Annotated in this window: 24 protein-coding genes and 1 tRNA gene; 19 read left to right on the top strand and 6 right to left on the bottom strand. The window is 71.3% G+C overall.

What is annotated here, in order from left to right; genetic code table 11:
* Window positions 1-254 precede the first annotated feature (254 nt).
* From ACQHII_RS23100 to ACQHII_RS23090, 3 genes are read left to right on the top strand one after another with little or no spacing between them, the layout of a single operon-like run.
* Window positions 255-1,142 carry a CPBP family glutamic-type intramembrane protease gene (locus tag ACQHII_RS23100; protein WP_427921092.1) on the top strand — a complete coding sequence of 296 codons (888 nt, stop codon included), beginning with the start codon at window positions 255-257 and terminating at the stop codon, window positions 1,140-1,142.
* 49 nt (window positions 1,143-1,191) lie between these two features.
* Window positions 1,192-2,565, top strand: a complete 1,374-nt coding sequence (locus tag ACQHII_RS23095) for a sensor histidine kinase (protein WP_427925392.1) — start codon at window positions 1,192-1,194, stop codon at window positions 2,563-2,565.
* Window positions 2,566-2,569: 4 nt separating this feature from the next.
* On the top strand, window positions 2,570-3,268 hold the full coding sequence (locus ACQHII_RS23090; protein WP_427921091.1) for a response regulator: 699 nt from the start codon (window positions 2,570-2,572) through the stop codon (window positions 3,266-3,268).
* A gap of 16 nt (window positions 3,269-3,284) precedes the next feature.
* On the opposite strand, the gene ACQHII_RS23085 is transcribed toward ACQHII_RS23090, so the two are convergent.
* Complete coding sequence (locus ACQHII_RS23085; RefSeq protein ID WP_388113209.1) at window positions 3,285-3,476, bottom strand: hypothetical protein; 192 nt, start codon at window positions 3,474-3,476, stop codon at window positions 3,285-3,287.
* 275 nt (window positions 3,477-3,751) lie between these two features.
* Between ACQHII_RS23085 and ACQHII_RS23080 the strand changes: the two genes are divergently transcribed.
* The 6 genes from ACQHII_RS23080 to rpmF all read left to right on the top strand — a co-directional run bounded on the left by ACQHII_RS23080 (window position 3,752) and on the right by rpmF (window position 7,999).
* Window positions 3,752-4,699, top strand: a complete 948-nt coding sequence (locus ACQHII_RS23080; RefSeq protein ID WP_427921090.1) for a metal ABC transporter solute-binding protein, Zn/Mn family — start codon at window positions 3,752-3,754, stop codon at window positions 4,697-4,699.
* Window positions 4,696-5,607, top strand: a complete 912-nt coding sequence (locus ACQHII_RS23075; RefSeq protein WP_427921089.1) for a metal ABC transporter ATP-binding protein — start codon at window positions 4,696-4,698, stop codon at window positions 5,605-5,607. The genes ACQHII_RS23080 and ACQHII_RS23075 overlap by 4 nt, the downstream gene beginning before the upstream one ends.
* Window positions 5,594-6,484, top strand: a complete 891-nt coding sequence (locus ACQHII_RS23070; RefSeq protein ID WP_427921088.1) for a metal ABC transporter permease — start codon at window positions 5,594-5,596, stop codon at window positions 6,482-6,484. The genes ACQHII_RS23075 and ACQHII_RS23070 overlap by 14 nt, the downstream gene beginning before the upstream one ends.
* Window positions 6,481-7,320 carry a metal ABC transporter permease gene (locus tag ACQHII_RS23065; RefSeq protein WP_427921087.1) on the top strand — a complete coding sequence of 280 codons (840 nt, stop codon included), beginning with the start codon at window positions 6,481-6,483 and terminating at the stop codon, window positions 7,318-7,320. The genes ACQHII_RS23070 and ACQHII_RS23065 overlap by 4 nt, the downstream gene beginning before the upstream one ends.
* Window positions 7,320-7,742, top strand: a complete 423-nt coding sequence (locus tag ACQHII_RS23060) for a Fur family transcriptional regulator (RefSeq protein ID WP_427925391.1) — start codon at window positions 7,320-7,322, stop codon at window positions 7,740-7,742. Before ACQHII_RS23065 ends, ACQHII_RS23060 begins: the two co-directional genes overlap by 1 nt.
* 86 nt (window positions 7,743-7,828) lie before the next feature.
* A complete protein-coding gene (rpmF, locus tag ACQHII_RS23055; protein ID WP_093628134.1) occupies window positions 7,829-7,999 on the top strand; it encodes a 50S ribosomal protein L32 in 171 nt (56 codons plus the stop codon).
* 35 nt (window positions 8,000-8,034) lie between these two features.
* On the opposite strand, the gene arsM is transcribed toward rpmF, so the two are convergent.
* Window positions 8,035-8,793, bottom strand: a complete 759-nt coding sequence (arsM, locus tag ACQHII_RS23050; protein ID WP_427921086.1) for an arsenite methyltransferase — start codon at window positions 8,791-8,793, stop codon at window positions 8,035-8,037.
* Window positions 8,794-8,898: 105 nt separating this feature from the next.
* Here arsM and ACQHII_RS23045 point away from each other — a divergent pair, with 105 nt between their 5' ends.
* From ACQHII_RS23045 to ACQHII_RS23020, 6 genes are all read left to right on the top strand, one after another.
* Entirely contained in the window at window positions 8,899-9,294 is a 396-nt protein-coding gene (locus ACQHII_RS23045; RefSeq protein WP_427921085.1) for an ArsR/SmtB family transcription factor, read from the top strand.
* A complete protein-coding gene (locus tag ACQHII_RS23040; protein WP_427921084.1) occupies window positions 9,291-10,100 on the top strand; it encodes an aquaporin in 810 nt (269 codons plus the stop codon). The genes ACQHII_RS23045 and ACQHII_RS23040 overlap by 4 nt, the downstream gene beginning before the upstream one ends.
* 16 nt (window positions 10,101-10,116) lie before the next feature.
* Window positions 10,117-10,539: an arsenate reductase ArsC gene (locus tag ACQHII_RS23035; RefSeq protein WP_427921083.1), complete on the top strand. Its 423-nt coding sequence runs from the start codon at window positions 10,117-10,119 to the stop codon at window positions 10,537-10,539.
* Window positions 10,536-10,982: an NUDIX domain-containing protein gene (locus tag ACQHII_RS23030; RefSeq protein WP_427921082.1), complete on the top strand. Its 447-nt coding sequence runs from the start codon at window positions 10,536-10,538 to the stop codon at window positions 10,980-10,982. The genes ACQHII_RS23035 and ACQHII_RS23030 overlap by 4 nt, the downstream gene beginning before the upstream one ends.
* Window positions 10,983-11,208: 226 nt before the next feature.
* A complete protein-coding gene (locus ACQHII_RS23025; protein ID WP_427921081.1) occupies window positions 11,209-11,880 on the top strand; it encodes an ABC transporter ATP-binding protein in 672 nt (223 codons plus the stop codon).
* The gene (locus ACQHII_RS23020) at window positions 11,877-13,073 is read left to right on the top strand and encodes an FtsX-like permease family protein (protein WP_427921080.1); all 1,197 of its coding nucleotides are present in this window, start codon (window positions 11,877-11,879) and stop codon (window positions 13,071-13,073) included. Before ACQHII_RS23025 ends, ACQHII_RS23020 begins: the two co-directional genes overlap by 4 nt.
* Window positions 13,074-13,686: 613 nt before the next feature.
* Here the strand turns inward: ACQHII_RS23020 and ACQHII_RS23015 are convergent.
* The 4 genes from ACQHII_RS23015 to ACQHII_RS23000 all read right to left on the bottom strand — a co-directional run bounded on the left by ACQHII_RS23015 (window position 13,687) and on the right by ACQHII_RS23000 (window position 18,434).
* Window positions 13,687-14,625 (bottom strand): SGNH/GDSL hydrolase family protein, encoded by a 939-nt coding sequence (locus tag ACQHII_RS23015; RefSeq protein WP_427921079.1) that lies wholly within the window; start codon window positions 14,623-14,625, stop codon window positions 13,687-13,689.
* 177 nt (window positions 14,626-14,802) lie between these two features.
* Window positions 14,803-17,028 carry an MMPL family transporter gene (locus ACQHII_RS23010; protein WP_427921078.1) on the bottom strand — a complete coding sequence of 742 codons (2,226 nt, stop codon included), beginning with the start codon at window positions 17,026-17,028 and terminating at the stop codon, window positions 14,803-14,805.
* Window positions 17,029-17,158: 130 nt separating this feature from the next.
* Window positions 17,159-17,800, bottom strand: a complete 642-nt coding sequence (locus tag ACQHII_RS23005; protein ID WP_427921077.1) for a GTP cyclohydrolase II — start codon at window positions 17,798-17,800, stop codon at window positions 17,159-17,161.
* A gap of 136 nt (window positions 17,801-17,936) precedes the next feature.
* Window positions 17,937-18,434, bottom strand: a complete 498-nt coding sequence (locus tag ACQHII_RS23000; protein WP_427921076.1) for a MarR family winged helix-turn-helix transcriptional regulator — start codon at window positions 18,432-18,434, stop codon at window positions 17,937-17,939.
* 104 nt (window positions 18,435-18,538) lie between these two features.
* Between ACQHII_RS23000 and ACQHII_RS22995 the strand changes: the two genes are divergently transcribed.
* From ACQHII_RS22995 to ACQHII_RS22980, 4 genes are all read left to right on the top strand, one after another.
* Window positions 18,539-19,669: a dihydrofolate reductase family protein gene (locus tag ACQHII_RS22995; protein WP_427921075.1), complete on the top strand. Its 1,131-nt coding sequence runs from the start codon at window positions 18,539-18,541 to the stop codon at window positions 19,667-19,669.
* A 104-nt stretch (window positions 19,670-19,773) separates the two neighbouring features.
* Entirely contained in the window at window positions 19,774-20,979 is a 1,206-nt protein-coding gene (locus ACQHII_RS22990) for an alginate lyase family protein (protein ID WP_427921074.1), read from the top strand.
* 52 nt (window positions 20,980-21,031) lie between these two features.
* Window positions 21,032-21,105: transfer RNA gene (locus ACQHII_RS22985), tRNA-Met, on the top strand.
* Between the two features lie 121 nt (window positions 21,106-21,226).
* Complete coding sequence (locus tag ACQHII_RS22980) at window positions 21,227-22,318, top strand: PP2C family protein-serine/threonine phosphatase (RefSeq protein WP_427921073.1); 1,092 nt, start codon at window positions 21,227-21,229, stop codon at window positions 22,316-22,318.
* The last annotated feature ends 141 nt before the right edge of the window (window positions 22,319-22,459 follow it).

Genomic DNA, 22,459 nt, shown 5'->3' with positions numbered 1-22,459 from the left:
GGTGCCCCGGTCGTCGTCGGACGGCCGGGGCACCGCTGTGTCCGGCCCCGTGCGAAAGTGACGAGCCCGGCATCGTACTTACGGCTCGCCGGTCACCAACCGGCCGCCCTCATCGGCGACTTGAGCGGCGGCGCATCCCCCGTGAGAGCTACCCGGACCGTCCCTGCGCGGGTGATTCGCGGGATCCGGCGGATTTCTAGCGTGGTCGTCAGGTCGGTCGCCGTCGGAGTGGCCGTCGCCGCAGGGAGGTCACGATGAGCACGCCGTCCGCCGCACACGACGACGCAGGGTCCCGTCCGGACGAGGACGGTGGCGGCCGGGGCGGCCGGGGCGGTCGTCTCGGCCGGATCGTCCGGGCTCCGCTCGGCTGGATGCTGACGGGCATCGTGGGTGTCGGCCTGGTCTCGGGGCTGACCGCGACCGGCCCCGGTCCGGTGCCGGTGCTGGGCGCGGCCCTGGCGGTCGCCGTGTACTGGGTGGTGATGCGCCGGGTCGCGGGACGTTCCACCCCGGAGATCGCCCGGCGGGGGGCCGGCCGGGAGGCGCTGCGCGGCGGTGCGGTCGGCCTGGGCTTCGTCCTGGTCTCCGCCCTCCTGATCACGGTGTTCGGGGGCTACGACTTCTCCTGGGCGGGCAACGGCTTCTTCTCCGTCGTCTGGTCCGCCGCGATGGTGCAGGCCGGCGCCGCGGTCACCGAGGAGCTGATGTTCCGCGGTCTCGCCCTTCAGGCTCTGGAACAGCTGTGGGGCAGCCGGGCCGCCATCGTGATCACCGGACTGTTCTTCGGCGTCGCCCACCTGGGTGCTCCGGGAGCCAGTGCGTGGAGCGCGCTCGCCATCGCCCTGGAGGCAGGTGTGATGCTCGGCGTCGCGTTCCTGTGGCGGCGTAGCATCTGGTTCGTCGCGGGCCTGCACTTCGCCTGGAACTTCGCCGAGCAACTGCTCGGCATCCCGGTCTCCGGACACACCCCCAAGGCCCTGTTCACGGTCGACACCCACGGCTCCGCCCTGCTCAGCGGCGGCACCTTCGGTCTGGAGGCGTCGATCGTGCCCGTCCTCATCGGTGTGCTGCTCACCGTCCGGATGGTCGTCCTCGCCCGCCGGAGCGGCGGACTGCTGCCCCGGCGTCCCGGCCGGCGCTGACGCAGGCTGCCCTCACGTGACACCGGTTGATCGGAGGAAGAGGCAAGTGATGTTCCATCAGGGCCTTTTGCGGACACCGTGGTTGAGGACACCGTGGTTGCGGGTGCCGCTGGAGCGGTGGAAAGAGCGGGACGCCTTCCTCAAAGACGGTGTCCTCGCCCTGGCGCTCACCCTGCTGGCCTTCGTGCCGACCCTGTCGGCCATCGGGGCGCAGATCGGCGATCTGCCCGAGCGGCCGGCGAACGCGCTGGGCCTCGGACTGGTCCTGGCCCAGACCCTGCCGCTCGCGGCCCGCCGCCGCTGGCCCGCGGGCTGTCTGGTGGTCGTCGCCGCCGCGTTCGCCGTACACCAGGCGCTGGGTTTCGCGACGACGTTCGGCAGCATGGGGCTGTATCTGGCGCTGTACTCGGCCGGCGCCCACCAGGTCCGCTTCCGCCTGGGTCTGGCGGGCGTGGCGAGTGCGGGGTATGTGGTGCTGGCCGTCGTCCTGCACCGGCTCGGCTCGCCGCAGGACCCGACGGACTATCTCGCCTTCTATCTGGTGCTGGCCGGGGTTTGGCTGGTGGGCGGTGGCGTGCGCAGGCGGCGCGGCGAAGAGGCTGAACGGCGGCGGCTGGCCGCCGAGTTGGCCACGGCTGCCGAGCGGGCGAGGATCGCCCGGGAACTGCACGACGTGGTCACCCACCATGTGACGGCCATGGTGGTGCAGGCGGACGCGGCCCAGTTCCTGATCACGTCCGCGCCGGAACGGGCCACCACGGGAATGGCCTCCGTCAGCGACACCGGCCGCCGGGCTCTGACCGAACTCCGTTATCTGCTCGGGGTGTTGGAGGCCACCGGCGAGTCCACGGCCTCCGGGTCCGCGACTGCCGCCGCCACCCCTGGGGGCTCCGCGCACGGAAGCCGGGGCCCCGCTCTCGGCCGGGTGGGAGACCTCGTCGAGCAGGCCCGCAGGTCGGGTCAGCCGGTGGAGTTCAGCGAGCGGGGCGAGCGGCGGCCACGGAGCGTGGACGTGGAGCTGGCCGCGTACCGGGTCGTACAGGAAGCGCTCACCAACGCGATGAAGTACGCGACCGGGCAGCCGACACGGGTCCTGGTCCGGCACGGCGAGGAGCGCGTCGAGATCGAGGTGACCACCGACGGCCCCGGCCCCGGCCCCGGCCCCGGCCCCAGCCCTGTCCCCGTCACCACCCCGGCACCCGCGCCGACCACCGCGCCGGGCCCCGAGGGCGGGCGGGGGCTGACCGGGCTGCGTGTCCGGGTGCGGATGCTCGATGGTGAACTGGAGGCCGGACCCCGCCCCGGGGGCGGCTTCGAGGTCCGTGCCACGATTCCGTCCCAGCCCCAGCCCCAGCCCCAGCCCGATCCCCATCCCCGTCCCCATCCCGAGCCCGATCCCCATCCCGAGCCCGTTCAGGAGTGACCCCGTGAGCGACGCGCCGCCACCGATCCGTGTGCTCGTCTGCGACGACCAGGAACTGGTGCGGACCGGCTACGTCACCATCTTCTCGGCCCAGCCCGACATGGAGGTCGTCGGCGAGGCGGAGAACGGGCACGCGGCGCTGGAAGCCGCGCGGCGGCTGCGGCCCGACGTGGTCGTGATGGACATCCGGATGCCCCTCCTCGACGGCATCCAGGCGACCCGGCAACTGGCCGGCCCCGGCGCCGGGGAACCGCCGAAGGTGCTGGTCGTCACCACGTTCAACGTCGACGCCCATGTCTACGACGCGCTGCGCGCCGGAGCCAGCGGGTTCCTCCTCAAGGACGCGCCGCCCGCGGAGCTGGTGAACGGCATCAGGACCGTCGCCCGGGGCGAGGCCCTGCTGTCGCCCGCGGTCACCCGCCACCTCATCGGCCACTACGCCGAGCACCTGCGCCCGGCCGAGTCCTCCCGGCCGGCCAGAGAGGACGTCGTACGCGCGCTGACGCCCCGCGAACTGGAGGTGCTCCGGCAGCTGGCCGAGGGGCTGTCGAACGCGGAGATAGCGGCCGAGCTGTACATCACCCCCGAGACGGTCAAGACCTACGTCTCCCGGATCCTGGCCAAGCTCGCCCTGCGCGACCGGGTCCAGGCAGTCGTCCTCGCCTACCGCGTCGGCCTGGTGTCCGGCACACCGGGCTGGTGAACCCGAAAACCCGTGGTCAGTCCGGCTGGGCCGCGAACAGTTCCAGGTGCGCGCAGGTGGGGCAGCGATAGGCGTCGATCTGCCACCGCGGTCGGCCCATCTTCCTGGCGTTGCCGAGCGGGCCCCGCTGAAGGGGGCCCGCGATCCACCGCGCGAACCCGCGAGCGCCTTGTCCGGAGTCTTCGACGAAGCCCGGCTCCAGCCCCACCGCACCGCATTGGGTGCACCGTATGTTGTCCATCGCCGGAGTGTAGTGAGCCGCAGCGGGTGCGGTCACCAGGGCCGGTTGCCCTCGCTCACGGCCCCTCCCGCGCTCCCCGGAGCCCCACGACGGCCACTGCCCGAGTCAAGTTTCAATAATGATTTTCATTAGAGATAACTCACTCTCTAGTAGTGACAATCATTTCCATCTACGGTCGAGGTGCCCCCGCTCCACAGGACCCAGTCCCCCTGTGAGCCCCAGCCCCTCAAGGAGACCGAGTCGTGCGCACCACCCCCCGCCTGATCACCGCCACCCTGGCCATCGGCGTCGTCCTGGCCGTCACCAGCGGCTGCTCCACCGCCTCCTCCGACGCTTCCGACACCGCCGACGCCGGTTCGACGACGGCGGGCAAGACCATCAAAGTCGTAGCGGCGGAGAACTTCTGGGGCAGCATCGCCACCCAACTCGGCGGCGCCCACGTGCAGGTCAAGAGCATCATCGACAACCCGAACGCCGACCCGCACGACTACGAGCCGACCGCCGCGGACGGCCGACTCGTGGCCGGCGCCCAGTACACGATCGTCAACGGCATCGGCTACGACGCCTGGGCGGACAAGCTGCTGTCCGCCAACCCCGAGAGCGGCCGTACCGATCTGAAGGTCGGTGACCTGGTCGGCATCAAGCCCGGCGGCAACCCCCACCGCTGGTACTCGCCCGACAACGTCCACCAGGTGATCGAGAGGATCACCGCCGACTACAAGAAGCTCGACCCGGCCGACGCCGCCTACTTCGACGCGCGGAAGACGGCCTTCGAGACCAAGACCCTCGCGCCGTACGACAAGTTGATCGCCGACATCAAGGCCAAGTACGCCAACACCCCCATCGGCGCCTCGGAGTCCATCGTGACCCCGCTCGCCGAGGGCCTGGGACTGAAGATGCTCACGCCCGAGTCCTTCCTCGACGCCATCAGCGAGGGCACCGACCCGACGGCCAAGGACAAGCAGACCATCGACCGGCAGATCGGCGAGAAGCTGATCAAGGTGTACGTGTACAACAGCCAGAACGCCACCCCGGACGTGCAGGCCCAGGTCAAGGCCGCGAAGGCGAAGGGCATTCCGGTCGCGACCGTGACCGAGACCCTCACGCCGGCCGGGGCGTCCTTCCAGGCCTGGCAGGTACGGCAGTTGGAGGGCATCGAGAAGGCCCTGGGGCAGGCGACGGGGCGGTGAGCACCGTGAATCCGGCCGCCTCCCGGCACCGCGTCCCCGCGCAGCCGGCCGCCGCCGAACCCCCTTCTCCCGTCGTGTCGTTGCGCGGCGCCGCCGTGCGCGTCGGCGGCCGGACCCTGTGGTCCGGTGTCGAACTGGACGTCGGCGCCGGGGAGTTCGTGGCCGTCCTCGGTCCCAACGGGGTCGGGAAGTCGACCCTGGTCAAGATGCTGCTCGGCGTCCTGCCTCCGGCCGCCGGTGAGGTGAGCGTCCTCGGGGAGGCGCCCGGCCGGGCGGGGCACCGCATCGGCTATCTGCCGCAGCGGCGCAGCTTCGACGCGAGCCTGCGCATCCGTGGCACCGACATCGTGCGGCTCGGCCTCGACGGCGACCGCTGGGGCGTACCGCTGCCGTTGCCCGGCCGGTTCGGTGCCCGGCGGCGGGCGGCCCGGGACCGTGTCGCGGAGGTCGTCGAGTTGGTCGGGGCGAGCGCGTACGCGCACCGGCCGATCGGCGAGTGCTCCGGTGGCGAGCAGCAGCGGCTGCTGATCGCCCAGGCGCTCGTCCGCGGTCCCGAACTGCTGCTCCTGGACGAGCCGTTGGACAGTCTCGACCTGTCCCATCAGGGCGCGGTCGCCGCGCTGATCGGGCGGATCTGCCGGGAGGCGGGCGTCGGTGTCGTCATGGTCGCGCACGACGTCAACCCGATCCTGCCGTGGCTGGACCGGGTGGTGTACATCGCCGAGGGCGGTGCGGTCGCCGGACGGCCCGAGGACGTGATCACCACGGGGACGCTGTCGCGGCTGTACGGCGTGCCGGTGGAGGTGCTGCGGACCGGCGACGGACGGCTGGTGGTCGTCGGCCAGCCCGAGGCGCCCGCCCGGCACACCGACCGGCACGCCGGGGGAGGCCGCCGTGAACTGGGGTGACACGGGCGCCGGTTGGTCGTGGAATCCGGTCGTCGACCTTCAGCAGATCTGGGCGTTCCCGTTCATGGTCAACGCCTTCCGGGCGGGTACGGTCGTGGCCGTACTGGCCGCCGTGATGGGCTGGTTCATGGTGCTGCGCCGGCAGAGCTTCGCCGGACACACCCTGGCCGTGGTCAGCTTTCCCGGCGCGGCCTGCGCGACCCTGCTGGGCATCTGCGCGGGCTTCGGCTACTTCGCGTTCTGTGTCGGCGGGGCCCTGGTGATCGCGGCCATCCCGCGTGCCGGGGAGGGTGGCGGAGGGCAGGAGTCGGCGCTCACCGGCACCGTCCAGGCGTTCCTGCTGGCCTGCGGATTTCTCTTCGTCGCCCTCTACAAGGGGTTCCTCGGCGGGATCAACTCCCTTCTGTTCGGCAGCTTTCTGGGCATCACCACCGTCCAGGTGGCCGTGCTGACGGTCGTGGCGGCCCTCGCGCTCGGCGTGCTGGCGGTCATCGGGCGACCGCTGCTGTTCGCCTCCGTCGACGAGGACGTCGCCGCCGGACGCGGGGTGCCGGTACGCGCCCTGTCCTTGGCCTTCCTCGTCCTGCTCGGAGCGGCGACCGCCGAGGCCAGCCAGATCACCGGCACGCTGCTGGTGTTCGCCCTGCTGGTGATGCCCGCCGCGACCGCCCAACAGCTCACCGCCCGGCCCGCGTCGAGCCTGGCGCTCTCGGTGGTGATCGCGATCGCGGTGACCTGGACCGGGCTGATCACCGCCTACTACTCGCCGTACCCGATCGGTTTCTACGTGACGACCTTCGCCTTCGCGGTCTACGTCCTGGCCCGCACGGGCCGCGCTCTCACCAAGCGGATGCCGGGAGCGGGTGCCGTCGCATGAGCGCCTTCACGCACCCGTACTTCACGCACGCCCTGCTGGCCGGCACCGCGATCGCCCTGGCGGCCGGGCTCGTCGGCTACTTCCTGGTGCTGCGCGCCCAGGTGTTCACCGGCGACGCGCTCAGCCACGTCGCGTTCACCGGGGCGCTCGCAGCCCTCGCGCTCGGCTACGACCTGCGGCTCGGGCTGTTCGCGGCGACCGTGCTGCTCGCCGTGGTGCTCGGCGCGCTGGGCCGCCGCAGCCGCGCCGACGACATCGTCATCGGCAGCCTCTTCTCCTGGATCCTGGGCCTCGGCGTCTTCTTCCTCACCCTCTACACCACGTCCCGCAACACCGGGAACGGCACCGCCGGCGTCACCGTCCTCTTCGGCTCGATCTTCGGACTCTCCACCGGACAGGCGCAGTTGGCGGCCGTCGTCGCGGCCGTCATCTGCCTCACCGTGCTCGCGCTCGCCCGTCCGCTGCTCTTCGCCTCCGTGGACGAGGCGGTGGCGACGGCCCGCCGGGTGCCGGTACGGCTGCTCGGCCTCGCCTTCCTGGTCCTGGTCGGCGCCTGCGCGGCCGAGGCCACCCAGGCGGTCGGCTCACTGCTGCTGCTCGGCCTGCTGGCCGCCCCCGCGGGCGCGGCCCAGCGGCTCACCGACCGGCCGTATCACGCCCTCGCCCTGTCGGCGGGCCTTGCGGTGGCGGAGATGTGGGCGGGCCTCGCCCTGAGCTACTACGTCCCCCAACTGCCGCCCAGCTTCTGCATCATGGCCGTCGCCACGGCCGTCTACGCGGCGGCCGTAGCCGTCGTACGGCGGCCCCGCACCCGTGCCGGCTTCGTGGCGGCGTGATGGTCGGCCCGACCGACGACCTGGACCTCATCGGACGCCATACCGCCCAACGTGCCGGTGTCGTAAGGGCGTTGATCGACCACGGCGGCTTCGTCGGCGCCCGCGCCCTGCACGGCATCCTGGAGGCCCACGGCGCGCGCGTGGGCCTCAACACCGTCTACCGCACCCTGGCCGCGCTGGTGGGCGCGGGCCGCGCCGACGTCGTACGGGACCGGGGTGGTGAACGGCTCTTCCGGCACCGGCCGTTCCCCGAGCACCAGCACTATCTGCTGTGCCGTGCCTGCGGGTTGAGCTCCCCGGTCGACTCCGAGACGGTCGAGAGCTGGGCCGAGCGGGTGGCCGAGGCCTCCGGTTTCGCGGAGGTCGAGCACACCGTCGAACTGACCGGGCTCTGCCCGCGATGCCGGTCCAGCTCGCATTAGTAATGACATCCATTTTCATGTAGCGTTTCCAGTGATCCGAGACCCGAGACCCGAGACCCGCGAACAGCCGAGCAGGAGAATCCCCCATGGCCGTCCCCAAACGGAAGATGTCCCGCAGCAACACCCGCCACCGCCGCGCCCAGTGGAAGGCGACCACGCCGACCCTCGTCCCGATCACCATCGACGGCGTCCCGTACCTGGTCCCCCAGCGACTGGCCAAGGCGTACGAACGCGGCCTGCTGCGACCCGAGGGCTGACCAACCGGATCCTGGACGGCCTGTGGGTCCCCAGGTCACTTCCCCGCGGGCTTCGTCGCCCGGACGATCGCCGAGTGCATGCCGTCCGCGACGGGGTGGGTCGGGGTGATGTCGACGTCGGTGAAGCCGGCGGCTTCGAGGCCGGTGCGGTACTCGGTGAAGGACAGCGCGCCCGCGATGCAGCCGACGTAGTCGCCGCGTTCCGCGCGCTGGGCGGGGGTGAGGGTGTCGTCGGCGACGACGTCCGAGACGCCGACACGGCCGCCGGGGCGCAGGACGCGGAAGGTCTCGGCGAAGACGGCGGGCTTGTCGACGGAGAGGTTGATCACGCAGTTGGAGATGACCACGTCGATCGTGTTCGCGGGCAGGGGGACGGCCTCGATGGTGCCCTTGAGGAATTCGACGTTGGTGGCGCCGGTCCGCTCTGCGTTGCCGATCGCGAGGGCGAGCATCTCCTCCGTCATGTCCAGGCCGTACGCCTTGCCGGTCGGGCCGACGCGGCGGGCGGAGAGCAGGACGTCGATGCCGCCGCCGGAACCGAGGTCCAACACGCGTTCGCCCTCGCGGAGTTCGGCCACGGCGGTGGGGTTGCCGCAGCCGAGGGAGGCGGCGACCGCTTCGGCGGGGAGGGCGTCGCGGTCGGCGGTGGGGTAGAGGGCCGAGCCAAAGTTGTCGTCGATCTCGACGGGGGCGGGGCCGCAGCAGGCCGTGCCGCCCTCGGTGACCTTGAGGGCCGAGGCCGCGTACCGCTTGCGGACGGTTTCGCGCAGGTCGGTGGAGTGTGCGTCGCTCATCGAGTCGCTCCAGGGTGAGGTGAGGTGAGGTGGGGTGGGCCAGCTTGTATTGATGTTCGTTGATGCAAGCTTGCGCCTTGTATTGAAAGACGTCAACATAGAGGCATGTCGAAACAAGAGCTCGGGGTCCTTGACGTGACCGGTGGAGTGATCGGTCAGGACGCCGGGTGCTGCCCGGGTCTGGCCGCCGCGCCGCTGGACGACGAGCGCGCCGCGGAACTGGCCAGGGTCTTCAAGGCGCTTGGCGATCCCGTGCGCCTGCGGCTGCTGTCGATGATCGCCTCGCGCGAGGGCGGCGAGGTCTGCGTGTGCGAGATGACACCGGCCTTCGATCTGTCGCAGCCGACGATCTCCCACCACCTCAAGCTCCTGCGCCAGGCCGGCCTCATCGACTGCGAACGCCGTGGGACGTGGGTGTACTACTGGGCACTGCCCGGCGCCCTGGACCGGCTCGCCGCGTTCCTGACGACGGCGCGGACCGCGGAAGTCACGCAGGCGTGACCGCGTCCCTCGGCCGTCGTGCCGCCGCCGAGGCGATCGGGACCGGTCTGCTGGTGACGGTCGTCGTGGGCTCCGGCATCCAGGCGACGGAACTCTCGCACGACGTCGGCGTACAGCTACTCGCCAACTCGCTCGCCACCGTCTTCGGTCTGGGCGTACTGATCACGCTGCTCGGGCCGGTCTCCGGCGCGCACTTCAACCCCGTCGTCACCCTGGCCGCCTGGTTCGCCGGCCGTCGTGACGGCACCGGGCCGGGGCTGCGCGAGGTCGCCGCGTACGTTCCGGCGCAGGTCGGCGGGGCGATCGCGGGGGCGGTGCTGGCGGACGCCATGTTCGCCGAGCCGTTGGTGCGGTTCTCCGGTCACGACCGGTTCGCCGGTCATCTGTGGCTGGGGGAGGTCGTCGCCACGGCCGGGCTGATCCTTCTCGTCCTAGGACTGGAACGGGTCGGCCGCGTCTCCCTCGCCCCGGCGGCCGTGGCCTCCTACATCGGCGCCGCCTACTGGTTCACCTCCTCGACCTCCTTCGCGAACCCCGCCGTCACCGTCGGCCGCGCCTTCACCGACACCTTCGCCGGGATCGCGCCGGGGTCGGTCGCACCGTTCGTCGTGGCCCAACTACTGGGCGCCGTAGTCGGGTTGGCCGCCGTGGCCGTCGTATGGGAGCGTCCTGTCCGTACGACGGACGCGGTGGTCCCGCACAGCGAACCCGAGCCCGAGCCGGAACCCGAACCCGGCTCCGAACCTGAACCCGGCTCCGAACCTGAACCCGGCTCCGAACCTGAACCCGAACTCGCCGCCTCCTGACCGCAAGGACCCCCCCATGACCCCGAGTTCCGCCGCCCCGCGCCCGTCAGTCCTGTTCGTCTGCGTCCACAACGCCGGCCGTTCCCAGATGGGCGCCGCCTTCCTCACCCACCTCGCCGGTGACCGGGTCGAGGTCCGGTCGGCGGGCTCGGTGCCCGCCGACGCGGTCAACCCGGCGGTGGTGGCGGCCATGGCGGAGGTGGGGATCGACGTATCGGCCGAGACACCGAAGGTGCTCACCGTCGAGGCCGTACGGTCCTCGGACGTCGTGATCACGATGGGCTGCGGGGACGCCTGCCCCGTCTTCCCGGGCAAGCGGTACCTGGACTGGCAGCTCGACGATCCGGCGGGCCAGGGCGTGGAGGCGGTACGGCCCATCCGGGAGGAGATCGAGCGGCGGGTGCGCGGTCTGCTGGCCGAACTCGGAATCGCCGTATGACCCTTCTCGTCGCCGCCGTCATCGTCCACGACCGGGCCGAGGGCCGGGTCGTCCTCATCCAGCGGGGTGAGCAGGCCAAGTTCGCCCGCGGCATGTGGGACCTCCCCGTCGGCAAGAACGAACCCGGCGAGCCCGTCACCGGGACCGCCGTGCGCGAGCTGTACGAGGAGACCGGGCTCGTCGTGGCGCCGGAGTCCCTGAAGGTCGTCCACCTCGTCCACGCCGCCCGCGGAGTGGACGCACCGCACGGCTTCCTCACCGTCGTCTTCGTCGCCGACAAGTGGTCCGGCGAGCCCGAGAACCGCGAACCCGCCAAGCACGCGCAGGTCCGATGGGTCCAAGTCGACGCCGTACCCGCGGAGTTCGTACGGGGGAACGGGCAGGCCCTACGGCAGTACCTGGACGGCGTCGAACCGCAGGTGTCGCCGTACGGCTGGGAGTAGGCGGAGCCCCGCGTTAGCTCTCCGGTGTGAACCCGGCTGTCTCTCGCGTGGCTGAATCAGGTCTTCGGGGCCCCGTACGGACACCGGGTTCGTGGCGTCGGGCGGTGTCTCGTGCTGTGGGGCCGGGCGTCTCGGACCCGACGGGTGGCGTGATTCGGTCACATCCGGATATTCCCGCAACATATACAGTTCGACGCCCAGTTGGGACGGCCAGGGGGCGAACGCGGTGAATGTGGTGCAAGGTGAAGGCCTGACCTTCGGATACGCGGCCGGTGGTGGTGGGTTGCGGCGGGCGGATCTCACGCTGCGGGCGGGGACCATGGCGGCCGTCGAGGGGCCGTCCGGATCGGGCAAGAGCACTCTGCTGGCTGTTCTGGGGCTCATTCTTTCGCCGAGTGCGGGCTCGCTGCGCATCGCCGGGACGGACACCGGGGCGTTGTCGGCGGCCGAGCGGGACGCGTTGCGGCTGCGCTCGATCGGGATCGTGTTGCAGGACCTCGGGCTGCTCTCGTTCCTCAACGCCTGGGAGAACGTCGCCGCCGCCTTCGGGCCGCGGCTGTCCCGGCACCGTGCGGCGGCCCGTGCTCTGCTGGGGGAGTTGGGCATGGAGCACCTCGCGGAGTCGCCCGTCACCGAACTCTCCGGCGGGCAGCGGCAGCGCATCGCCGTGGCCCGGGCGGCCGTGAAGGGACCGGCGCTCGTCCTCGCCGACGAGCCGACCTCGGGGCTTGACCCGAAGAACGCCAACTCCGTTATGGGTGCGCTGCGTTCGTGTGCCGAGCGGGGCGCGGCCGTGCTGCTCGTGACGCATGACTCCGCGGTCGCCGAGGTCTGCGATCAGCGGTATGTGCTCGACGAAGGTGTGCTGTCGGGGGTTCGTGAGGAGACGCGCGGATGAGCCGCTGGAGTGTTTACACCTGGACCCGTGACCGGCGTTTGCTGCGCCGGGTGCTGCCCACTCTCACGGTTCTCGCCGCGCTGCTGACCACGTCGGCCGGGGTCGCGGCCGGTGCCGCCCGTGCCGTGGAGCGGGATGTACTGAGCTCCGGTGGGCTCACGCAGATCGAGCTCTCCTCCTTCGAGGGCGATGTATCGGTCCGCCCGCTCACCAACTCCGCTCTGCGGGAGGCCGCGCGCGTACCAGGTGTCCGGCAGGTCGTCGCCGACTACTCCGCCGTGCTGTACGCGGAGGGGAGCGGGACGTATGACTTGACCACGCACACCCTGACTCCGGGGGACCAACTGCCGCTCACCAAGGGAGAGTTGGGTGCGCCGCTCGGTCCGGACGAGGTCGTGCTGCCCGCCGTCACGCAGGGGACCGACTTCACGTCGTTCCTCGGCCGGTCCGTCGCCTTCGGGTACACCAGGGCGACCGGGGCCGCTTCCGGTACCAGTGCGGTCGTGAGGCTGAAGATCGTCGCACTGTACGACCCGAGTTGGCAGGCCGACGGGCCCGGCGTCGCGTATCTCTCGCAGGACACCGCCGCGTTGCTGGCCGCGGCGCGCGCCGGTCAGGCGTCGGGGGCCTTCCAGGACAGGGAGGGTGCGCAGTCCGCCGTCGTGGTCGTCGAGCACCAGCGGCAGGTGGCCGCGGTCGCCAAGTCCCTTCAGAACAAGGGGTTTTCGGCTGCCGCCGTGTCCGACCGGGTCAGGGACCTGCCCGGTTTGTTCGGTGCGGCGGATCTCGCGATGCGCGTCGGGGTGCTGGTCCTGGCGCTCGGCGCCCTTGCGCTCGGTGCGGTCCGGGCGGCGGACAGCGCGCGGGCCCGGATCGGCCAGTTCGCGATCCTGCGGATCCTCGGCTCCGGACGGCCCGAACTTCGCCGGATCCTGCTGGGCGAGGCCGTGCTGTCGGGCGGGGTGGCGGGGGTGGTGGGCGCGGTCGTCGGCACGGTCGCGTCAGCGGCGCTGGCCGGTCCGTCGAGTGACGTACTCGGCCTGCCCATCTCCTCCACTGACGCTCTGCCCGGGCCGACTTGGGCCGCCGCGGCGCTGCTCCTGCCCGTCGCCGGCCTGGCCGTCGGCACCCTCTTCGGCAGCCGCGAGGTCCTCCGCCGGGACCCTTATCTCACGGCACGGGCCCACGGCTGACCGGGCGGCGGGGAGCCCAATGCCCGATGTCCGATGCCAGATGTCTGATCCCGGCAGGTCTGACACCGGGCGCCAGCTTGTCCGACGCGGGCGTACTCGTCACTGGGACGCCCGATGCCCGATGCCGAATAGCCAGCACGGGCGTCTGGCGCCAGCACATCCGACATCGGACGCCCGCCGTCAGATGCGGGCCTACTCGCCACCGGGACGCCTGAGGCCCGACGTCGGCCCATCCGGCACCCGGTCGTGGTGGCGGGCCGTACACGCCCGGGGTCGGTCGCACGGGCAGGGCGTTCCTGCTCGGGGCGGTCGTGGTGGCGGGCTGCTCCCGCTCGGGGTCGGTCGTACCGGCAGGCCACTCCCCGTCCGGGTCGATCGCGGCGGCAGTTCTCCCGCCCGGGGCCGGACGCATCGGTGGGCCGTACCCGCCCGGGGTCGGATGCACGGGCAGGGCGCTCCTGCCCTGGTCGGTCGTGGTGGCGGGCCGTACGCGCCCGGGGTCGGACGTACCGGCAGGCCACCCCGCCCGATTCGGACGCCCGCCAAGCCACCCCACCCCGCCCAGCGCTGCCCCGCCCCGCCGACCGGATCGTGAACGCCCCCTCTACAGCGCCTACTTCACCGCGCGCAGCACCGCATCCGCCATCCCCCGTTCCCCCCGCGCATTCGGATGCACCGGTGCCGCCGGATTCTCCGTGACGAGTGGTTCGATCCAGCGGGTGTTCTTCGCCGTGCAGGCGTTGTGGTCGGTGGACGGGGCGTACGTGTCGACGTAGCTGACCCCCGCCTCCGAAGCCCGTTGGCGCAGTGCGGTGTTGAGGTCTTGTTCCTTCTCGCGGAGGAAGGTCACGTCGCCCGGGGCGAGGGACATTTCGCGGCCGCAGTCGGCGCTGTCGGCCGGGAGGATCGCGGGGTAGGAGACGATGTAGACGCGGGCTTCGGGGGCGCGGCGTTTCACCTCGGTCAGGATCCGGGTGAGCCGGTTGCCCGCCGTGGTGATCTTCTTTTCTACGGCGTCGGAGGCGGAGCCGGAGTTGGCCTGGCGTGCGCAGGGCGCGTCCTCCGTGAAGTACTTGCCGCTGCCGGTGAGTTGGTACAGGGCGCCCATGGCTAGGCAGCGCTTGATCAGCTTGCTGAAGCCGATGTCGTTGCCGCCGATGCCGACCGTCACCAGGCGGGTGTCCGACGAAAGTGCCCTGAGCTGGGGCGGGTTGGTGCCGTTGTCGGTGTGCTGGGATGCGGTGAGGTCGGACGTCGTGGCGCCGCTGCAGCTCACGTCGCGGAACTTGCCGCCCTTCAGGCCGAGTTCGGCGGCCACGAGGGCCGGGTAGTTGCCGGCGGAGCGGTCGCAGCCGGCGGGGGTGCCGGTGGGGTCGGTGATGCCGGGGCCCGCCGTGTAGGAGTCGCCGAGGGCCACGTACGGGCCCTCGGACGGGGCCGAGTAGGTGACGCCGGCGTGGTTGTCGTCGCCGTCGCGGGTGACCAGGACCACCGTGAGCAGCGTGCCGCAGGCGAGGAGCCCGGCCACCCCGGCCTGCACTGAGGTTTTCATCGAAGTGCCCTCTCTTGCCGTCTCTGGCTGGTGAGTTGTGGACGTCCGCGGGCCCGGCGACGGGCGGGGGGAGTGCCCCGTCGCCGGGCCCGGGACTTGCGCCGGGTCCCCGTCCCCACGGGATCCGGGCGCCGCGGGGCCGCCTCCGCTCTTGGCGGCCCCGGTCGGTGGGGTCCCCTAAGGGACCGGGGTGAGATGAGCGGTCGGAGTCTCGGAGGCGACCGGCGCAGGGACCTTGCGGCTCAGGGTTTCGCCCTCGACGTCCATGCGGGGGAGGACCCGGTCGAGCCAGCGGGGGAGGTACCAGGCCTTGTGGCCCAGCAGGGACAGGACCGCCGGCACGATCGCCATCCGGACCACGAACGCGTCGAACAGGACCGCGATGGCCAGCCCGAAGCCGATCATCTTGATCATCGACTCGCCGGCCCCGATGAAGCCCGAGAACACCGCCATCATGATCAGCGCGGCGGCCACGACCACCCGGGCGCTGTGCCGGAATCCCGACACCACCGCCTGGCCGGGGCCGTCTCCGTGGACGTACGCCTCGCGCATCCGGGAGACCAGGAACACCTCGTAGTCCATGGCGAGTCCGAAGACGATGCCCACCAGGAAGATCGGCATCAGGCTCATGATCGGGCCGGTCTGGTCGACGCCGAGCCAGGAGGCCAGGTGGCCTTCCTGGAAGACCGCGACGACCGCGCCGAGCGCCGCGAGGACCGAGAGGAGGAAGCCGAGGGCCGCCTTCAGGGGCACGAGCAGCGAGCGGAAGACCAGGAGCAGCAGCACGATCGCCAGGCCCACCACCAGCGCCAGGTACGGGATCAGTGCGTCCTGGACCTTCTGCGCCACGTCGATGTTCAGCGCGGTCGTCCCGGTGACCTCGAAGCTCGCGCCGGAGGACTGGGACTCGATGCCCGACCGTTCGTCGCGGATCGTCTGGACGAGCTGCTTGGTCTTCTCGTCGGTGGGGCTGGTGGCGGGGGTCGCGGAGAACACCGCTGTGTCGCCCGCCGAGTTGAAGCGGGCCGGTGAGACGGAGACCACTCCGTCCGTGGCGGCTATCTCCTTCGAGATCGTCGCTACGGCGCTCTTCGCGTCGCCCGCCTTCTTCGCGTCCACGACGATGGTCAGCGGGCCGTTGAAGCCGGGGCCGAAGCCTTCGGCGAGGTCGTCGTAGGCGCGGCGTTCGGTGGTGGCGGTGGACTTGGCCTCGTCGCCGGGCATGCCGAGCTGGAGGTTGAGGGCGGGCAGGGCCATCGCGCCGAGGCCCACGACGCCGAGCAGCAGGACGGGGATCGGGCGGCGGACGACGATCCGGGCCCAACGGCTGCCGCCGTTCTCGCCGTTGCCGCGCTTGGCCTTCGCCTCCTTGGTCTTCTTCTTGCGCTCGCGGCGGGAGAGGACGGCGTTCGGCCAGAAGCCGAGGACCGCGGGGACCAGGGTGAGGCAGATCAGGACCGCGAGGAGGACCGCGCCGGCCGCCGCCAGGCCCATCTTCGTCAGCATCGGGATGCCGACCACCGACAAACCGGCTAGCGCGATGACAACGGTTAGGCCGGCGAACACAACTGCCGAACCTGCCGTTCCGGCCGCGAGTCCGGCCGCTTCGCGAGGGGCGTGGCCCTTGGCCCGTTCCTCCCGGTAGCGCGATACGACGAAGAGCGCGTAGTCGATGCCGCAGGCCAGGCCGAGCATCGTGGCGAGGGTGCCGGTGGTCTCCGAGAGGCCGAAGGTGCTGCCCAGGGCGAGGACCCCGGACATGCTGATGGCGACACCGATGATCGCGGTGAGGAGGGGCAGGCCGGCCGCGGCCAGTGAACCGAAGGTGATGAGCAGGACCACGGCCGCTATCGCGATGCCGATCGCCTCGGCGCTGCCGCCCGCCGCGGGCTGGGTGGCGAGCGCGTCGCCGCCGACCTCGACGGTCAGGCCCGCGTCCCGGGCCGTGTCGATGGCCCGCTCCAGATGGGTCTTGGCGGCGCCGGTGAGGTCGTCGGCCTTCACCTTGAAGGTGACGGTGGAGTACGCCGTGGAAGCGTCCTTGCTCACCGCCTTCGCCGCGAACGGGTCGACGGCGGAGGCGACTTGGGAACCGTCGGCGGCCTCCGTCACCAGCTTCTCGATCGCCGCCCTGTTCTCCGTCGCGGTGACCTTCTCGCCGTTCGGGGCGACGAAGACGATCCGCGCGCTCGCGCCGTCCGCCGCCGTGCCCGGGAAGCGCTGCTCCAGCAGGTCGAAGGCCTTCTGCGACTCGATGCCCGGCATCGTGAAGCCGTCGTCGGGGGCGGCGGGGGCCTTGGTGGCGGCGAATCCGACGGCGCCGAGGACCGCCACCCACAGGAGGGTGACGAACCAGCGCCACCGGAAGGCCACACGGCCCAAGTGATAAAGGAGAGTAGCCATGGCTGGGGAAGGCCTCCACGTCGGCGGTCGGTCGAGATCGTGGTCTCAACCCTTCCGCCGACGGCCCTCGGTCACGAGGGAGTGCCCTCCCGAATGGATGGTGTAGCCCGCTACACCATCGCCCGGCCCCTCAGCCCACGTTGAGCTCGGTCAGCCGGCCCAGCGGCAGCGTGTGGTGGGTCTGCAGGACCTTCGCGCGTAGATACCGGACGTTGTGGGGCGTGGTGAACACCCCGGTCGGGACCCGGTCGTGCACGTCGATGCCCAGGCCGCGCAACTGGTCGGCCTTGTCGGGGTTGTTGGAGAGCAGGTCCAGGGAGGTGATCCCGAGTGCGTTGAGCATCTGCGCGGCGGCCGTGTAGTCGCGGGCGTCCTCGGGGAGGCCCAGCGCGGTGTTGGCGGCGTAGGTGTCGAGGCCCTGGTCCTGGAGAGCGTACGCGTCGAGCTTGTTGTAGAGGCCGATGCCCCGGCCCTCCTGGCGGAGGTAGAGCAGCACACCGCCGCGCTCGGCTATGCGCTCGACGGCCTCGCGCAACTGGGGTCCGCAGTCGCAGCGGGCGGAGCCGAAGACGTCTCCGGTCAGGCACTCGGAGTGCAGCCGGACCAGCGGGGTGGTGCCGGGCGCCGGATCGCCGAGCACGACGGCGAGGTGTTCCAGGCCGTCGGTCAGGCCGTGGAAGGTGACGAGTTCGGTGTCGACGCTGTAGCCGTCGTGGAAGCGCAGCGGTACCCGGACGCGGGCACGCGGAGTGGCGGCGGGGAAGTCGGGCATGCGGGTCTCCGAGTCCGAAGGGTGGCGTAGTGGATGCGCTATATGTTTCAAAACTGAAGCACATCCACGATCACGGACCCTACCTCATGCTTGAAATTTGAAGCAACAGATTTGTGCGACGGCTCACGAAGACGGCTCACGAACACGGAGGCGTGGAGCGGCGGCGCCACGGCACGTCCTCCGGCGTCTCCAGCGCCCGCGCGATGCCCGTGCTGATCTCCTCCAGCTGCCCCACCTGCTCCGGGGTGAGGTGGTCGAAGATCGCGGCCCGGACGGTCTCGACATGCCTCGGCGCCGTACGCACCAGCACGTCCATCCCCTCGTCGGTCAGCACCGCCGTACTGCCCCGCTTGTCCGACGGGCAGCCCTCCCGCCGCACCAGCCCGTCCTTCTCCAGCCTGGTCACGGCGTACGTCAGCCGGCTCCGGGTGATCTTCGACTTCTCGGCGAGGTCGGTCATCCGCAGCCGGTGGTCCGGTACGTCGGAGAGGTTGGCGAGGATGGAGTAGTAGAGGTGGGGCATGCCGGCCTCCTGCTGGAGCTGCCGGTCGATCGCGTCCTCCAGGAGGTGCGTCGCGGCGATGTAGGCGCGCCAGGCGCGCTGCTCCTCGGCGGTGAGCCAGCGAGTCGTCATGCCCCCAGTGTAGGTTTGTTTCAAACTTGAACCAAGCCCCGTCATTTCACCAAGCCCCGCCGTTCCAACAAGCCCCGTCATTCCACCGAGCCGGGAGCCCGTCGATGCCCCACCCGTACGTCCTGCTGTCCGCCGCCGTCTCCCTCGACGGCTACCTCGACGACACCGGCCCCGACCGGCTGCTTCTCTCCAGCCCCGCCGACTTCGACCGCGTCGACGAGGTCCGCGCGTCCGTCGACGCGATCCTCGTCGGCGCCGGCACCATCCGCGCGGACAACCCGCGCCTGCTCGTGAACTCCCCGGAGCGCCGCGCGGCCCGCCTCGCCGCGGGCAAGCCGGAGTACCCCCTCAAGGTCACGGTCAGCGGCTCCGGCGACCTGGACCCGAGCGCCAACTTCTGGCACACGGGCGGCGGCAAACTCGTCTTCACGACGGACAAGGGCGCGGAGCGGGTACGCCAACTCGGCCTCGCCGCCGACGTGTTCGACCTCGGCCCCGAACTCGACTGGCGCCGACTGCTCGAACACCTCCACTCAGCCAGGGGAGTTGACCGCCTGATGGTCGAGGGCGGTGGCACCGTGCACACCCAGCTCCTCCAGCAGGGCCTGGCCGACGAACTCCAACTCGTCCTGTCCCCCCTCTTCGTGGGCACCCCGGACGCCCCCCGCCTCTTCGGCCCGGGCACGTACCAGGCAGGCCGCCTCCGCCTCCTCGAGACCCGCCCCATCGAGGACGTCGTCCTCATGCGCTACGAACCCACCGCCCCCGGCACCGGCGACCTCCCCTCCGCCGCCGACCACCACTGGCTCGCCCTCGCCTGCGACCTGGCCGCCGACTGCCCGCCCTCGGAGACGGCGTTCAGCGTCGGCGCGGTGGTCGTGGCCGAGGACGGCACGGAACTGGCCCGGGGCCACTCCCGCGAGGCCGGCGACCCGGTGGTCCACGCGGAGGAGGCGGCCCTCGCCAAGCTGGACCCGGCGGACCCCCGCCTCGCCACCGCCACGGTCTACGCGAGCCTCGAACCCTGCACCCACCGCGCCTCCCGCCCCAAGCCCTGCGCCCGCCTGATCCTCGACGCGGGCGTACGACGCGTCGTGACGGCCTGGCGCGAGCCGGACACGTTCGTGACGGCGGCCGACGGAAGCGGGGCGCTGGCCGCGCGGGGCGTCTCCGTGGTCGTACTCCCGGAGTACGAGGACCGGGCGAAGGCGCCGAACCGCCATCTGCCCGGCTGATCCACACCCTGTGGACGCACGACCGGCCCATCAGATCCTGCGGCCCACCGCCCACCGGGTCACGCTCGCAGTGAACCGGTGCGGACAAGGTGGAGGTAGGACACATGAGGGCAGTGGCGGTGCTGGGCGCGTCCGTGGCCGTAGGGCTTCTCGCCTCGTGCGGGGCGGCGGACACCGGTACGCGGACCATGGCACGGGCGCTGCCCGCCGGCGCGGCGTTCACGCACCCCGGAGTGCTGGTCAGCAAGGCGCAGCTGGACGCCGTACGGAAGAACGTGACGGCCGGGAAGCAGCCCTGGCTGAAGGCGTACTTCGGGATGCGGGACAGCAAGTACGGGTCGTACAAGTACACGGCGAAGCCCTACGCCGACGTCGACTGCCCCTGGAACGGCAAGGCCGCGCACGGGTGTGTCGAGGAGCGCGAGGACGCGATCGCCGCGTACACGCAGGCGCTGCTGTTCAGCATCACGGGCAAGGAGCACCACGCGCTCAAGGCGCGGGAGATCATGGACGACTGGTCGGCGAAGATGAAGGAGCACACCTCCGAGGACGCCGGGCTCCAGACCGCGTGGGCCGGGTCGACCTGGGCGCGGGCGGCGGAGATCGTGCGGTACACGCCGGGGGCCGGATGGCCGGACGACCGGGTGCAGCGGTTCGCGACCATGCTGCGCACCGCCTATCAGCCCGAGGTGACGAAGGACCTGCCGGACTACAACGGCAACTGGGACCTCGCGATGACCGACGCGGCGATCGGTATCGCCGTCTTCCTCGACGACCACAAGGCCTTCGACGCGGCCGTCGCCCGCTTCCGCGACCGCGTGCCCGCCTACTTCTACCTGGAGAAGGACGGCAAGGTGCCGCTCACCCCGGCCCGCTCCACCGTCACCACCCCGCAGAAGCTCACGACGTACTGGTTCAAGCAGACCACCTTCAAGGACGGCATCGCCCAGGAGACCTGCCGCAACTTCAAGCACGTCGGATACTCGCTGGCCGCCACCGGGCACATCGCCGAGACCGCCTGGCACCAGGGCGTCGACCTCTACAAGGACGTCAAGGACCGGCTCGCCGCCGCCCTCGACCTCCACGCCCGCTACCAGCTGGGCGAGGCCGCGCCGGCCTGGTTGTGCGGCGGCAAGGTCGACCGGAACATGGGGCCCGACCTGGAGGTTCCGCTCAACCACCTGGAGGACCGGCTCGGCATGAAGCTGCCCGCCGCGCACAAGCTCGCCGAGACCACCCGGCCGGCCGGCAGCGACGACCTCTTCGTCTCCTGGGAGACCCTCACGCACGCCGGTAACCCCGCCGACTGAAACGTGTGTGACATCGGGCCCCGCGAATGGCGTATAGTTGGGAACACAACGGCGCGGGGTGGAGCAGCTCGGTAGCTCGCTGGGCTCATAACCCAGAGGTCGCAGGTTCAAATCCTGTCCCCGCTACTAAGGCCGAGGGCCGGAATCCAGAAATGGGTTCCGGCCCTCGGTGTATTCCCGCAGTTTTCTCCACCCCGGTCGGCCCACCCCGCTCGCAGTCCTCCCCCCGCCAGGAAAAACTGGACGCGTGGAGGAGGGTACGTATGTGCGAGCCGGCGGGCGCGCTCTCGCCTTCGTCCGCCGCCTGCCCCCGCTGCTGCTGATCGTCGGCGTCTGCTACGACTACTTCACCCCGCAGAACTTCACGGCGGCCCCGTTCTTCACCGCCGCCCCGCTCGTCGCGGCCCCGCTGTACTCGCGGCGCGGCACCGTGCTCACCGGTCTGGCCGCGTTCCTCGTCGGCCTCGTGGTCCACCTCAGGCTCGGCATCGTCTTCCACATGGACGCGGTCACGGAGGCGGTCACCGTGGCGACGGTCGCCGTCCTCGCGGTCCTGATCAACCTCCTGGTCCGCCGCAGCCGCGAACAACTCGCCTCCGTACGCGAGATCGCCGAGGCCGCCCAGCGCGCCGTACTGCCCGAACCGGCCGAGCGGATCGGCGGGTTCGAGATCGCGGCGCGCTACGAGGCCGCGCAGGAGGGCGCGTTCATCGGCGGCGACCTGTACGCGGTGCAGGACACCCCGCACGGCGTACGGCTCGTCGTCGGCGACGTACGCGGGAAGGGCATGGGCGCGGTCGCCGCCGTGGCCGTGGTGATCGGGGCGTTCCGGGAGGCCGCCGAGCAGGAGAGCACGCTGGAGGCGGTCGCGCAGCGGCTGGAGCGGGCCCTGGCGCGCGAGGGCACCCGGCGCGACGGGCTCGACGCGTTCGAGGGGTTCACCACGGCCGTCCTCGCCGAACTCCCGCACGGCGACGGCGTCTTGAGGATCGTCGACCGGGGCCACCCGCCGCCGCTGCTCCTGCACGCGGACGGCACCGTGGACACCCTGCTCGTCAAGGAGCCCGCACTGCCGCTGGGAATGGGCGAGTTGGGCTTCTGGCCCGACCGGGCGGAGGAGTTCGCGTTCCCCGGCGGCGCCACCCTGCTCCTCTACACCGACGGCCTGTCCGAGGCCCGCGACGGCCATGGCGTGTTCTACGACCCCGGGGAGCGGCTGACCGGGCGGACCTTCCGCAGCCCGGAGGCGCTGCTCGGTCTCCTCGCCAAGGAGGTGCGCCGCTATGCCGGGGGCGGGATGACGGACGACATGGCGATGATCGCCGTACGCCATCCATGACCGGGTCGACGACTGGTCAACTCACCCGTTTTTCGCCGGTCGTGGGCCCTTCGTCCAGCAAGGAAAGGTTAATGATCAAGCGAACGGGCTTGGAAACGGACGCCCGTGTCTATTAACGTTCGATAACGCAGCACGGTCGTC

The organism is Streptomyces sp. cg40 (genome assembly GCF_050320165.1).
Lineage (GTDB): Bacteria > Actinomycetota > Actinomycetes > Streptomycetales > Streptomycetaceae > Streptomyces > Streptomyces hokutonensis.
The sequence above is the reverse complement of the archived record's forward strand: the minus strand, read 5'-3'. Positions and strand labels throughout refer to the sequence as shown.

What these genes read in the sequence shown, in the direction of transcription:
- ACQHII_RS23100 (WP_427921092.1), top strand. Translation starts at nt 255, where the DNA reads ATGAGCACGCCGTCCGCCGCACACGACGACGCAGGGTCCCGTCCGGAC.
- ACQHII_RS23095 (WP_427925392.1), top strand. Translation starts at nt 1,192, where the DNA reads ATGTTCCATCAGGGCCTTTTGCGGACACCGTGGTTGAGGACACCGTGG.
- ACQHII_RS23065 (WP_427921087.1), top strand. Translation starts at nt 6,481, where the DNA reads ATGAGCGCCTTCACGCACCCGTACTTCACGCACGCCCTGCTGGCCGGC.
- ACQHII_RS23060 (WP_427925391.1), top strand. Translation starts at nt 7,320, where the DNA reads ATGGTCGGCCCGACCGACGACCTGGACCTCATCGGACGCCATACCGCC.
- rpmF (WP_093628134.1), top strand. Translation starts at nt 7,829, where the DNA reads ATGGCCGTCCCCAAACGGAAGATGTCCCGCAGCAACACCCGCCACCGC.
- arsM (WP_427921086.1), bottom strand. Translation starts at nt 8,793, where the DNA reads ATGAGCGACGCACACTCCACCGACCTGCGCGAAACCGTCCGCAAGCGG.
- ACQHII_RS23045 (WP_427921085.1), top strand. Translation starts at nt 8,899, where the DNA reads ATGTCGAAACAAGAGCTCGGGGTCCTTGACGTGACCGGTGGAGTGATC.
- ACQHII_RS23035 (WP_427921083.1), top strand. Translation starts at nt 10,117, where the DNA reads ATGACCCCGAGTTCCGCCGCCCCGCGCCCGTCAGTCCTGTTCGTCTGC.
- ACQHII_RS23030 (WP_427921082.1), top strand. Translation starts at nt 10,536, where the DNA reads ATGACCCTTCTCGTCGCCGCCGTCATCGTCCACGACCGGGCCGAGGGC.
- ACQHII_RS23020 (WP_427921080.1), top strand. Translation starts at nt 11,877, where the DNA reads ATGAGCCGCTGGAGTGTTTACACCTGGACCCGTGACCGGCGTTTGCTG.
- ACQHII_RS23015 (WP_427921079.1), bottom strand. Translation starts at nt 14,625, where the DNA reads ATGAAAACCTCAGTGCAGGCCGGGGTGGCCGGGCTCCTCGCCTGCGGC.
- ACQHII_RS23010 (WP_427921078.1), bottom strand. Translation starts at nt 17,028, where the DNA reads ATGGCTACTCTCCTTTATCACTTGGGCCGTGTGGCCTTCCGGTGGCGC.
- ACQHII_RS23005 (WP_427921077.1), bottom strand. Translation starts at nt 17,800, where the DNA reads ATGCCCGACTTCCCCGCCGCCACTCCGCGTGCCCGCGTCCGGGTACCG.
- ACQHII_RS23000 (WP_427921076.1), bottom strand. Translation starts at nt 18,434, where the DNA reads ATGACGACTCGCTGGCTCACCGCCGAGGAGCAGCGCGCCTGGCGCGCC.
- ACQHII_RS22995 (WP_427921075.1), top strand. Translation starts at nt 18,539, where the DNA reads ATGCCCCACCCGTACGTCCTGCTGTCCGCCGCCGTCTCCCTCGACGGC.
- ACQHII_RS22990 (WP_427921074.1), top strand. Translation starts at nt 19,774, where the DNA reads ATGAGGGCAGTGGCGGTGCTGGGCGCGTCCGTGGCCGTAGGGCTTCTC.